At 71.4% G+C, this 12,475-nt stretch carries 10 protein-coding genes; 6 read left to right on the forward strand and 4 right to left on the reverse strand.

Going from position 1 to position 12,475, the window contains the following annotated elements; genetic code table 11:
- Positions 1-14 precede the first annotated feature (14 nt).
- The gene (locus GEV27_RS15835; protein WP_153651821.1) at positions 15-1,472 is read right to left on the reverse strand and encodes a DEAD/DEAH box helicase; all 1,458 of its coding nucleotides are present in this window, start codon (positions 1,470-1,472) and stop codon (positions 15-17) included.
- A gap of 114 nt (positions 1,473-1,586) precedes the next feature.
- Between GEV27_RS15835 and GEV27_RS15840 the strand changes: the two genes are divergently transcribed.
- Complete coding sequence (locus GEV27_RS15840) at positions 1,587-2,285, forward strand: ferritin-like fold-containing protein (protein ID WP_153651822.1); 699 nt, start codon at positions 1,587-1,589, stop codon at positions 2,283-2,285.
- Positions 2,286-2,295: 10 nt separating this feature from the next.
- Here the strand turns inward: GEV27_RS15840 and GEV27_RS15845 are convergent, their stop codons facing one another.
- Positions 2,296-2,556 (reverse strand): DUF3107 domain-containing protein, encoded by a 261-nt coding sequence (locus GEV27_RS15845; RefSeq protein WP_309222309.1) that lies wholly within the window; start codon positions 2,554-2,556, stop codon positions 2,296-2,298.
- Positions 2,553-3,179: a TetR/AcrR family transcriptional regulator gene (locus tag GEV27_RS15850; protein WP_153654953.1), complete on the reverse strand. Its 627-nt coding sequence runs from the start codon at positions 3,177-3,179 to the stop codon at positions 2,553-2,555. Before GEV27_RS15850 ends, GEV27_RS15845 begins: the two co-directional genes overlap by 4 nt.
- Positions 3,180-3,328: 149 nt before the next feature.
- Between GEV27_RS15850 and moeZ the strand changes: the two genes are divergently transcribed.
- From moeZ to nudC, 5 genes are read left to right on the forward strand one after another with little or no spacing between them, the layout of a single operon-like run.
- Positions 3,329-4,501, forward strand: coding sequence for an adenylyltransferase/sulfurtransferase MoeZ (gene moeZ / locus GEV27_RS15855; RefSeq protein WP_153651823.1), 1,173 nt, complete (start codon positions 3,329-3,331; stop codon positions 4,499-4,501).
- 28 nt (positions 4,502-4,529) lie between these two features.
- Positions 4,530-4,829 (forward strand): MGMT family protein, encoded by a 300-nt coding sequence (locus GEV27_RS15860; RefSeq protein WP_153651824.1) that lies wholly within the window; start codon positions 4,530-4,532, stop codon positions 4,827-4,829.
- Positions 4,830-4,858: 29 nt separating this feature from the next.
- Positions 4,859-8,083, forward strand: a complete 3,225-nt coding sequence (locus tag GEV27_RS15865; protein ID WP_153935003.1) for an ATP-dependent DNA helicase — start codon at positions 4,859-4,861, stop codon at positions 8,081-8,083.
- The gene (locus GEV27_RS15870; RefSeq protein ID WP_309222310.1) at positions 8,080-11,253 is read left to right on the forward strand and encodes an ATP-dependent DNA helicase; all 3,174 of its coding nucleotides are present in this window, start codon (positions 8,080-8,082) and stop codon (positions 11,251-11,253) included. The genes GEV27_RS15865 and GEV27_RS15870 overlap by 4 nt, the downstream gene beginning before the upstream one ends.
- A gap of 4 nt (positions 11,254-11,257) precedes the next feature.
- Positions 11,258-12,133 (forward strand): NAD(+) diphosphatase, encoded by an 876-nt coding sequence (gene nudC, locus GEV27_RS15875; RefSeq protein ID WP_309222311.1) that lies wholly within the window; start codon positions 11,258-11,260, stop codon positions 12,131-12,133.
- Between the two features lie 84 nt (positions 12,134-12,217).
- Here nudC and GEV27_RS15880 read toward each other — a convergent pair whose 3' ends face one another.
- The gene (locus tag GEV27_RS15880) at positions 12,218-12,460 is read right to left on the reverse strand and encodes a mycoredoxin (protein ID WP_153651827.1); all 243 of its coding nucleotides are present in this window, start codon (positions 12,458-12,460) and stop codon (positions 12,218-12,220) included.
- Positions 12,461-12,475: the final 15 nt, after the last annotated feature.

Below are 12,475 nucleotides of genomic sequence, written 5' to 3' on the forward strand. Positions count from 1 at the left end.
TCGTCAGATCGGTCCTACTCGGACTTGGCGACCGGGTCGCCGCCGCGCGAACGCGTGCGGTTGCGGTTGCGCTTGCGGGGGGTGCGGGTCGCACCGTCGCCCGCGGGGGCGGACGCCGACGAGGGCTGCGCCTGCTTGTCGCCGCCACCGTTGCTCGAGCCGCGGTCGCTGCCGTTGCTCGAGCTGCGGTCGCCACCGGAGCGGCCGCCGCGGTCGCTGCTGCGTCCACCGCCGCTGCGGCCACGGCCGCCACGGTCGTCGTCCTTCTTGGGCTCGCGCGGCGCGGGAGGCTTGAGGCGTCCCTTGACGTTGCGGTCGATGCCGAGGTCGTGGAACAGGTGGTCCGACGTCGAGTACGTCTCCTGCGGCTCGTCGAACGGCAGCCCGAGCGCCTTGTTGATGAGCTTCCAGCGGGTGATGTCGGCCCAGTCGACGAACGTCACCGCGATGCCGGACGCGCCTGCGCGGCCCGTGCGACCGATCCGGTGGACGTACGTCTTGTCGTCCTCGGGGCAGTTGTAGTTGATGACGTGCGTGATGCCGGCGACGTCGATGCCGCGGGCGGCGACGTCGGTCGCGACGAGGATGTCGATCTTGCCCTCGCGGAAGCGGGTCAGCGCCTTCTCACGGGCCGGCTGCGCCATGTCGCCGTGCAGCGGCGAGGCCGGGAAGCCGCGGTCGATGAGCTCATCGGCGACCCGCTGTGCCGTGCGCTTGGTGCGGGTGAAGATGATGACGCGGCCCACGTCGTCGGCCTGCAGGATGCGGCCCACGATCTCGGGCTTGTCCATGTCGTGCGCCTGCCAGACGAACTGTGCCGTCGCCGGCACCATCTGGCTGTCGTCGTCGCCGGACTCGGCGCGGATGTTCATCGGGTGGCGCATGTGCTTGCGCGCCAGACCGACGATCGCGCCGGGCATCGTCGCGGAGAACAGCATCGTCTGGCGCGTCTCGGGCGTCTTGGCCAGGAGCGACTCGACGTCGGGCAGGAAGCCCAGGTCGAGCATCTCGTCGGCCTCGTCGAGGACGAGCGACTTGACGTGCGACAGGTCGAGGACGCCGCGGTTGGCCAGGTCGAGCAAACGACCGGGCGTGCCGATGACGATGTCGACGCCGGCCTCGAGCGCGTCGAGCTGCGTCTCGTAGGGGACGCCGCCGTAGATCGTCAGGTTGCGGGTGCCGCGACGCTTCGACGCGACCGCGATGTCGCTGGCGACCTGGATCGCGAGCTCACGGGTCGGCGCGACGATGAGCGCCTGGGGCTTGCCCGCGACGACCTGGTCGTAGTCGGGGTCGTGGGGCGCGACCGTGCGCTGGATGACGGGGATGCCGAACGCCAGCGTCTTGCCCGTGCCGGTGCGTGCCTGGCCGATGAGGTCGGTGCCCATGAGGGCGACGCCGAGCGTCATCTCCTGGATGGGGAAAGCTTCGATGATGCCGACGTCAACGAGTGCGTCGGCGATCTCGGGCATGACGCCCAGATCTTTGAACGTAGTCAGGGTCTTCTCGAATTCTTCAGATTCGTGGGATTTCCGCTCCCAGTCTAACGTCTGGGGCGAGCACGCCACGCGCTACGCTGCACAGTCATGGCCACCAAGGACGTTCAGCCCCCCTCGACGATGGATGATCCGGTCTACCGGACGGGCGTGCTGGAGCTGCTCGGCCTGCTCGCGTACGGCGAGATCAGCGCGTGCGAGCGGCTCGCCGAGGACGCCAAGATGGCCCCGGACCTGGAGCACAAGGTCGAGATCGCCGCGATGGCGACGGCCGAGTTCCACCACTTCGAGAAGCTGCGCGACCGGCTCGTCGAGATGGGCGAGGACCCGTTCGCGGTCATGCTGCCCTTCGCAGCGACGTTCGAGCGGTTCCACCGCCAGACCAGGCCGTCCGACTGGCTCGAGGGCCTCGTCAAGGCATACGTCGGCGACGGGCTGGCGGCCGACTTCTACCGCGAGATCGCGGCGTACCTGGATCCGGACACCCGCACGCTGGTGCTGGACACGCTGAGCGGCACGGGCCACTCCGACTTCGTCGTCGACGCGATCCGCCGGGCGATCGACGAGGACCACCGGGTCGGCGGACGGCTCGCTCTGTGGGGTCGCCGGTTGATGGGCGAGGCCCTCAGCCAGGCGCAGATGGTCGTGGCCGAGCGCGATGCGCTGAGCACGGTGCTGGTCGGCGGGGTCGACCACCCCGGCATGGACCTGGCCGCGATCGGGCGGATGTTCACCCGCCTCACCGAGGCCCACGCCGCGAGGATGGACAAGCTGGGCCTCGCGGCGTAGGCCGGGGGCGCTACTTCGAGGCGACGGTGACGGCCTCGCTGGCCGCCAGGCCGAAGCCGACCTTGCGGCCCACGTCGGAGGTGAAGTCGAGGTAGGCGACCTTCTCGGCCGGAACCGCGACCGTACGGCCCTTGGCGTCGGTCAGGGTGAACACGGTGCCGTCCTTGAGTGCCTGGTCGAGCAGCGCCAGCACGGCGGCGGGCTCCTCCTCGGTCGACACGGACAGCTCACGGGGCGCGTACTGCACGCCGATCTTGACCTCCACGGTCACTCATCTCCTTGCATGTTGTCGTCTTCGTTGCGGGGGAACCCGCCGATCCCGCGCCAGGCCAGTGCCGCGACGAGCTGGACGGCCTCGTCGCGGGTCAGGCTGGAGTCCTGGGAGAGCCAGTTGCGCGCGCCCACGTGGCCCATGCCGACCAGGCTCACGGCCAGCAGGTGGGAGGCCGCGTCCGGCAGTCCGGTGTCGTCACGGATGACCTCGGCGACCAGGGCGGCGGACTCCTCGACGACCCGGTCGACCTGCTCGCGCACCGACGGATCGCTCGTCAGGTCCGACTCGAACACGAGCCGGAACGCGGCGCCGCGGTCGCCGACGTAGTCGTACCAGAGCTCCATCGTGGCCTGGACGCGTCGGCGGTTGTCCTGCGTGGAGGCGAGCGCCGTGCGGACCCCGTCGATGACGGTGTCGCAGGACGTCTCGAGCAGCGCGAGGTACAGATCGAGCTTGCCGGGGAAGTGCTGGTAGAGGACGGGCTTGGAGACGCCCGCACGCTCGGCGATCTCGTCCATCGAGGCCGAGTGGTAGCCCTGCTCGACGAAGACCTCGAGCGCGACCTCGAGCAGCTGGGCCCGGCGCGCGGTGCGCGGCAGGCGGCTCGTGCGCGTACGCATCGGGATGGCTTCAGTCACGCGATCAGCCTACTGGCCCCGCCCACGATCCGGACGGGAGGCGCAGGTGGGTGCGGGACGGGGAACAATGGAGGGCAGCGTCGGCGTTGTGCCGAACACCAGAGCTTCATCGCACCACCAGAGGAGAACCCGTGGTCGCCCCACTCGTGGAACCCGCCGAAGAGCTGACCATCGACGAGGTACGTCGCTACAGCCGGCACCTGATCATCCCCGACGTCGGGATGACCGGACAGAAGCGCCTCAAGAACGCCAAGGTGCTGGTCATCGGCGCCGGCGGCCTCGGCAGCCCTGCCCTGCTCTACCTGGCCGCGGCCGGCGTGGGCACCCTCGGCATCATCGACGACGACGTCGTCGACGAGTCCAACCTGCAGCGCCAGATCATCCACGGCCAGTCCGACATCGACAAGCCGAAGGCCGAGTCGGCTGCGGCCTCGGTGGCCGAGACCAACCCGTACGTCAAGACGATCGTGCACAACGAGCGCCTCGACAACGACAACGTCCTGGAGATCTTCAGCCAGTACGACCTCATCGTCGACGGCACCGACAACTTCGCGACGCGCTACCTCGTCAACGACGCCGCCGTGATCCTCGGCAAGCCGTACGTCTGGGGCTCGATCTACCGCTTCGAGGGTCAGGTGTCGGTGTTCTGGGCGCAGGAGGGACCGCAGTACCGCGATCTCTACCCCGAGCCGCCGCCGCCGGGCATGGTCCCGTCGTGCGCCGAGGGTGGCGTGCTGGGCGTGCTGTGCGCCTCGATCGGCTCGATCATGGTCACCGAGGCCATCAAGCTGATCACCGGCATCGGTGACCCGCTCATCGGCCGCCTGATGGTCTACGACGCGCTGGAGATGCGCTACCAGACGCTGAACATCCGCCGGGACCCGAACGGCGTCCTGCCGACCGAGCTGATGAGCGACTACGAGGCGTTCTGCGGCGCGATCAGCGAGGAGGCCGCCGACGCGGCCGCGGACTCGACGATCTCGGTCGCGACGCTGGACGGGTGGCTCAAGGAGCGGAACGACGGCGGCCGCGACTTCGTGCTGGTCGACGTCCGCGAGCCGGGCGAGTACGAGATCAACAAGATCCCCGGCTCGGTGCTCATCCCCAAGGGCGAGTTCCTCAACGGCAAGGCGCTCGAGCAGCTGCCGGACGACAAGCAGATCGTGCTGCACTGCAAGTCCGGCGTCCGCTCCGCCGAGGCGCTGGCCGTGCTCAAGGGCGCGGGCTACAAGGACGCCGTGCACGTGGGCGGCGGTGTCGTGGCCTGGGTCAACCAGATCGACCCCAGCCAGCCGACGTACTGACGCAGCAACCCCGCTGGAGGAGCAGGCGATGAGCCCGGACTTCACCGAGCGGGTCCTGGACCTGGTCGAGCGGATACCGCCCGGCCAGGTCCTGTCGTACGGGCTGATCGCCGAGATCTTGCAGGACGGTGGGCCGCGCCAGGTGGGCCGGGTGATGGCCCTGGAGGGCGCAGCGGTGCCGTGGTGGCGGGTCGTCCGCGTGGACGGCAGCCTGCCCGCCTCGCACGCGATCGACGCCCAGGCGCACTACCGCGACGAGGGCACGCCGATGCGCGCCAACGGCTCGGCGGTCGACATGCGCGAGGCGCTCTGGCGGTTCGAGCGCTGAGTGTCGGACCCGTCTGGTGAGATGGGGTCATGACGATCGAGTACGAGCTGGGTGCACCGCAGGCCGCACCCTCGGTCCCTCGGCTCGACGTCGAGCAGCGCAGCGTCGTCGAGCACCCCGGCGGTCCGCTCCTGGTGCTCGCGGGCCCCGGCGCGGGCAAGACCTCGACGCTCGTCGAGGTCGTGGCCGATCGGGTCGACCGGGGCTACGCGCCCGAGGAGATCCTCGTCCTGACCTTCAGCCGCAAGGCCGCCGACGAGCTGAAGTCGCGCATCGCGCGGCGCCTCGACCGCACGACGGCCACGACGCCGGCGATGACCTTCCACTCCTTCTGCTACGCCCTGGTGCGCCAACTGCAGACCGAGAGCGAGTTCTCCCGGCCCCTGCAGCTGCTGAGCGCCCCCGAGCAGGACGCGATCATCCAGCGGCTGCTCGGTGAGGGCGACGCCGAGCAGTGGCCCGCCCTGATGCGGCCCGCCCTGCGCACGCGGGGGCTGGCCGACGAGATGCAGCACTTCATGGCCACTGCCCGGTCCCGCAACATGGATGACGTCGACGTTCTGCGGCTCGGCGAGGCCTCGGGACGCGAGGAGTGGAAGGCTGCCGCCCGCTTCTTCGACGAGTACACCGGCGTCGCGGCCCTGCAGAACACGATCGACTACTCCGATCTCGTCTTCCAGGCCGTCCAGCTGCTGCGCGATCCCGCCCACCGCGAGCGCCTGCGCCAGACCTACCGGCTCGTGGTGGTCGACGAGTACCAGGACACCGACCCCCTGCAGGTCGAGCTGCTGCAGGCGCTGGCCGGCGACGGACGCGACCTGGTGGTCGTGGGCGATCCCTATCAGTCGATCTACGGCTTCCGGGGCGCCGACGTGCGCGGCATCCTGGACTTCCGGCACGAGTTCCCGCAGGCCGACGGGTCCCCGGCCGATCTGGTGGTGATCACGAGCACGAGTCGCTACGGCGAGAAGATCTCGGCCGCGGTCGCCTCGATCGTGTCCAACCGCGGCGTCCTCGGCCCGGTCGACGGTCGTGACTTCGAAGGGCTGCGCCACCTCGCGCCGCGGCGCCATCTCGAGGGAGACGTCCACGTCGAGACCTTCGTGACGCCGACTGCCGAGGCCGAGCACGTGGCGCTGATCCTGCGCGAGCAGAGACTCTCCCGTGAGGTCCCGTGGGACCAGATGGCCGTCCTGGTGCGCTCGGCCGCCGACATCGCCCGGTTCCAGCGCTCACTGAGCGCGGCGGGGGTCCCGGTGGTCGTGGCCGGCGACGAGCTGCCGCTGCGCTCGGAGCCCGCGGTCCGTACGCTCCTGGTCGCCCTGCGGGCCGCCGACGACCTCGCGCACGACCGGGCTCTCGACCCCGCGGCCGCGGACGCCCTGCTCGCGGGGCCGCTGTGCGGTCTCGACGCACCCGCCCTGCGTCGCATCGGCCGGGCGCTGCGCGAGGCCGACCGCTCCGAGGCCCGCGGTCCCCGCGCGTCGCGGCTGCTGCTCGCCGAGGCGCTGTCCCACCCCGCGGTGCTGCTGACCCTGGCCGCCCCGGGCTCCCAGCTGGCCCACTCCGCCGCGAGGGCGTCCCGCCTCGCGACCCTGCTGCGCCGGGCCGCCGAGCAGATCGTGGCAGGGGAGTCGCCCGAGCGGGTGCTGTGGACGATCTGGTCGGGCACGCCGTGGCGCGACCGGCTCCGGTCCGAGGCCCTCGGCAACGGCGAGGGCTCGGCGCGCGCCGACCACGACCTCGACGTGCTGGTCGCGCTGTTCGCACAGGCCGCCCGGGCCGAGGAGCAGCACACGCGCCGGTCGCTGGCCGAGTTCATCACCGAGCTGGACGCCCAGGACATCCCCGCCGACACGCTGGCCCAGGGCGCGATCGCTCCCGACGCGGTCCAGCTCATGACGGCGCACCGGTCCAAGGGCCTGGAGTGGCGCACCGTGGTCGTCGCCGGCGTGCAGGACGGCACCTGGCCCGACCTGCGTCACCGCGGCAGCTTCCTGCGGTCCGAGCGACTCGGCCCCCACGGCGAGATCGCCCCGCCCACGGCACGCGAGGCACTGCGCGAGGAGCGCCGGCTGTTCTACGTCGCGTGCACGCGGGCCCGTGAGCACCTGGTCGTCACCGCCGTCGAGAGCGGGCGGGAGGACGGCGACCAGCCGTCGATGTTCGTCAGCGAGCTGTGGGACCACCTGCACCGCGACGCCTCGGGCGCCGTCCCGGAGCGCGAGCCCAAGCGCCGCCCCGACCGTCCGCTGTCGCTGCGCGGCTCGATCGCGGCGCTGCGGCGCCTCGGCGAGACCACCGAGAGCGATGTCGTGCGCGATCGGGTCGCCCGCCTGCTCGCGATGCTGGCCGAGCGTCCGGGCTCGGCGACCCGCCCCGCGCAGCCCGAGCGGTGGTGGGGCATGAGCGCGATCACCCGGTCCGAGACCCCCATGCGAGCTCCCGACGCCACGATTAGGCTGTCCGGCAGCTCGGTCAGCTCGATCGTGGAGTGTCCGCTCAAGTGGTTCTACGACCACGAGGTCAAGGCGTCGACCGGCACCACCACCGCGCAGGGATTCGGCTCGGTGGTGCACGCGGTCGCGGCCGAGGTCGCCGAGAACCGGCTGCCCGCCGACGCCGACGCGCTCGGCGCCTACGTCGACAAGGTCTGGGACCAGCTCGCCTTCGCGGCGGACTGGATCGGCGGCCGCGAGCGCACCGAGGCGCGCGACGCCCTCGTCCGTTTCGTCCGCTGGCACCTCGAGCACGGCCGGACGACGCTCAAGGCCGAGCACGAGTTCCGGGTGTCCACGACGGTCGAGGGACGCCCGGTAGAGCTGGCCGGCTCGATGGACCGGGTCGAGCAGGACGACGACGGGGTCCACGTCGTCGATCTGAAGACCAGCAAGTCCGTCGCCGACAAGAAGGACCTCGCCGAGCACCCGCAGCTGGGCTTCTACCAGCTCGCGGTCGACCTGGGTGCGACCGCCGACCTGGCCCCGGGTGCGCCCGCAGCGGGCGCCGAGCTCGTGCAGCTGCGCAACGCCGAGAAGAAGCTGCCCGACTACCCGGTCGTCCAGCCGCAGGACGCACCCGCGCCCGACGTCCCCTTCTTCGCGGTCGAGCAGCTGTCGCGATCGGTCCACGTGATCGCCGAGGAGCAGTTCGTGGCCACGCCGAGCGAGAAGTCCTGCCGCTACTGCGAGTTCCGACGAGCCTGCCCGGCCCAGCCGGAGGGCGCCACGATCCTCGGAGGTGGTGAGCAGTGACGTTGCTGCGCACGGTCGACGACCTCGACCGGCTCTTCCAGGGCATGTTCCCGGCGGCGCCGGGGCGCGCGCCCTTCCGGTTCTCCGATCCGCAGGTCGCCGCGATCACCGCACCGGTCGACAGTCCGAGCGTGATCATCGCGGGCGCCGGCTCGGGCAAGACCACCGTCATGGCCGCCCGGGTCGTGTGGCTCGTCGGGCACCACGGGGTTGCCCCCGAGCGCATCCTGGGCCTGACGTTCACCAACAAGGCCGCCTCCGAGCTCGGCGTCCGGGTCCGGCGATCCCTCGCAGGCCTCGATCTCGAGGCCGACGGCGACCCGACCACCTCGACCTACCACGCGTTCGCGGGCACCCTGATCGCCGAGCACGGGCTGCGCCTGGGCATCGAGCCCGATCTGCGCATCCTGTCCGACGCCTCGAGGTTCCAGCGCGTCGCGCAGGCGATCGAGCGCTACGACGGCGAGCTCGTCGAGGTGAGCACCAACGTGCCCCGCCTGGTCGGCGACGTGATGGCGCTCGATGGCCAGCTGTCCGAGCACCTCGTGCCGACCGACCGCCTGCGAGCCTTCGACGCCGATCTGATCGAGACGCTCCAGGCCGCCGACAAGGCGTACGCGGTGCACGAGGCGGGTATCGCCGCCGCCCGCAAGCGCATCGAGCTGAGCCTGCTGGTGGACCGCTACCGGGCCGCCAAGGCCGCCGCCGGGGTCATGGACTTCTCCGACCAGATGGCGTGGGGAGCCGAGCTGTCGGCCGTGCCCGAGGTGGCCGAGTCCCTGCGCGAACGTTTCGACGTGGTGCTGCTCGACGAGTACCAGGACACCTCGGTCGCGCAGCGCGACCTGCTGAAGAACCTGTTCTCCGGGCCCGACGTCGAGCACGGGCGCGGGCACAGCGTGATGGCCGTGGGTGATCCCGCCCAAGGCATCTACGGCTGGCGCGGGGCCGCGGCCGGCAACCTCACCGAGTTCCTCGACCACTTCCCGCGCGCCGACGGCGGCCGCGGCTCCCTGTTCTCCCTGATCGAGACCCGCCGGTGCGGCAAGACGATCATCGGGGCGGCCAATGAGCTCGCCGCCGACTTCTACGCGACCTCCGAGGACGTCCTGCCGCTGCAGGCCCACACCGACAACGCCGACGGCTCGGTGACGGTCGCGCTGCACCCGACGGTCGCCGACGAGGTCGAGGCCGTCGTGGACGGCGTGCGCTCGGCGATCGAGTCGGGGCACCCGGCGTCCGAGATCGCGATCCTCGTCCGGGTCGGGGCCGAGAACGGCGAGATCGTCGCGGGCCTGCGCGAGGCGGGCATCCCGTTCGAGGTCGTCGGGCTGACCGGTCTGCTGTCGCAGCCGGAGGTGCAGGACCTCGTCTCGGTGCTCGAGGTCGTCGAGGACGTGACCGCCAATCCGGCGATGCTGCGTCTGCTGACCGGACCCCGCTGGCACATCGGGCCCCGCGACCTGGCGCTGCTCGGTCGCCGGGCCGCCGCGCTCAGCGGGCGGGTGTTCGGCCGCGAGGGCGACCTGTCCCTCGACGACCAGCTGGCCAAGGCGGTCGAGGGCGCCGACCCCACCGAGATCGTGTCGCTCGCCGACGCCGTCGAGGACCCGGGAGACCTGCCCTACTCGCCCGAGGCCCGGGTCCGCTTCCAGTCGCTCGCAGGCATGCTGTCGAGCCTGCGCTCCCACGTCGGCGAGCCGCTCTACGACTTCGCGCGACGCGCGATGCACGCCCTCGACCTCGACGTCGAGCTCGAGGCCAGCGGCACCCCGTCGGGACTCGACAACGTCGCGCTGCTGCTCGACGCGATCGCGGCATATGCCTCCGACGACCCCTTCGCCTCGCTGGCAGGGCTCCTGGCCTACCTCGAGGCCGAGGAGCGGTTCAACGACGGCATGGAGGTGTCGACGCCCTCGGAGGCCGAGTCGGTCAAGCTGCTGACCGCCCACAAGGCCAAGGGCCTGGAGTGGCGCGTGGTGTTCGTCCCGTTCATGGCCAAGGGTGTGTTCCCGCACTCGCGCGGCCGGTCGCGATGGGTGGGCAGCGCGACGACACTGCCCGTGGCCCTGCGCGGTGACGCCGACCAGCTGCCCGACATCGAGGAGTGGACCTACGCGGGCGACAAGGAATATCGCGCGCTCAACGCCGCCGATGCCTTGCAGGAGGAGCGCCGGCTGGGCTACGTCGCGTACACCCGCGCCAAGCTCGAGCTGCACGTCTCGGGGCACTGGTGGGGACGCACCGCGACCCGGCCGAGGGGTCCGTCGCCGTTCCTGGACAACACCCGTGAGTGGCTGCAGCGGCGGGGGGTGGAGCCGACCGTCTGGACGCCCGCCCCGGAGGCCGAGGACCGCAATCCCCTGGCCGAGCAGCGGCTCACGGTGACCTGGCCCGCATCGCCCGCCGACCTCACAGCCCGGCACCGGCTGGCCGCGCTGGTCGACGCGCACATCGACGACCCGTCCTCGCCGGCGCTGCCCGAGTTCGGCACGCCCGAGGAGCGGGCCGAGCTGACGATCGTCCAGGAGATCGAGGACGAGCTCGCCCTGCTCGTCGCCGAGGCGGACCGGGCGGCCGACCCCGTCCGCACGATCTCCCTGCCGCCGGCGCTGTCGGCGACCACCGCGCTGCGGCTCGCGGACCAGCAGGGCGACGTGCTCGCCGAGCTGGCCCGGCCCATGCCCCGGGAGCCCGTCGCGGGCGCCCGGTTCGGCACCCGGTTCCACGCCTGGATCGAGGCGCAGTTCGGTCAGCAGACGCTTCTGGACCCAGCTGATCTGCCCGGTCGTGGCGACGCGCACATCGGCAACGACGCCGAGCTCGACGAGATGATCGAGAAGTTCCGTGCGGGCCCCTACGGCGGGAGCTCCCCCCACCGCATCGAGGCGCCGTTCTCGCTGCTGCTGGGGGGCCAGCAGGTCATCGGGCGCATCGACGCGGTCTACCGCACCGCCAAGGGATATGACGTCGTGGACTGGAAGACCAACAACCAGGCGACCTCCGATCCGCTGCAGCTCGCGATCTACCGCCTCGCGTGGGCCGAGCTCATGGGCATCGATCCTGCGTCGGTCGACGGGGTGTTCTACTACGTCCGCCTCGGCGAGGTGCACCGCTATGACGACCTGCCGGACCGGGCCGAGCTCGAGCACCGTCTCGGGCTAGCCTGACGAGGTGGACTTCGCCTTCGATCACGCCCAGCACGACCGCGCCGGACACCTCCGCAAGGACGATGCGTGGCGGCGGGGCCCCGGAGGCGGCAACGACATCCGCGTGCTGGTCATCGGCGGTGAGCACGTGCCGACGCACGGCGGAGCAGGGTTGCGCTGGATCCCCGCGGACGAGGCGCCCGACGGGGAGTGGATCTTCCTCGGCGTCAAGGACGGCGTCCGTCACGCCGCGGTCATGGTCGACCGCCTGCCCGCCGAGCTCGAGCCGGCCAGTCTGCGGGTGATCGGCCCCACGGTCGCCGCGGACGAGGCGTCGATGGCGGTGCACGCGGTCGGCATCGCCCGCTGGCACCAGACGCACCGCTTCTGCGCCAAGTGCGGGGCTCCGAGCGACATCGCCCAGGCGGGGCACGTCCGCATCTGTCCTGCCTGCGGTGCGCACCACTTCCCGCGCACCGATCCCGCGGTGATCATGCTGATCACCGACGACCAGGACCGGGCCCTGCTCGGGCGTCAGGGTGCCTGGCCGGAGGGGCGCTTCTCGACGCTCGCGGGCTTCGTGGAGCCGGGGGAGACCCTGGGCGACGCCGTGCGCCGCGAGGTCATGGAGGAGGTCGGCATCGAGGTCGGCGACGTCACGTACGCCGCGAGCCAGCCGTGGCCGTTCCCGTCGAGCCTCATGCTGGGGTTCTTCGGTCGGGCGCTGACCCACGACATCGTGGTCGACCAGGACGAGATCGCCGAGGCGCGCTGGTTCTCCCGCGAGGAGGTCACCGAGCTGACTGCCACGTCGCAGCTGCTGCTGCCGCCCGACGTCTCGATCTCCCGGTGGCTGCTCCACCAGTGGCACGGCGGCGCGATCCACGGCCGCTGGACCTGACGCCTCCGCCCACCGTCCGCCGACGCGCGCCTCCCGTCCGCTGACGCGCGCCTCCGGTACGTCTGAGGGGAGGGTTGCGGCCCCTCAGGAGGCCAGCTTGGCCTTGACCTGGGCGACGCTCGGGTTGGTGAGCGCGCTGCCGTCGGCGAAGATGAGCGTGGGGACCGTCTGGTTGCCGTTGTTGGCCTTCTCGACGAGCGCTGCCGCTTGCGGCTCCTGCTCGATGTCGACCTCCTCGAACGTGATTCCCTCGCGCTTCAGCTGGCTCTTCAGACGGTGGCAGTAGCCGCACCAGGGGGTGGAGTAGATCGTGAACGTGCCGGGCATGGAGTGTCTCCTTCG

It is taken from the genome of Aeromicrobium sp. S22 (genome assembly GCF_009661045.1).
Lineage (GTDB): Bacteria > Actinomycetota > Actinomycetes > Propionibacteriales > Nocardioidaceae > Aeromicrobium > Aeromicrobium yanjiei.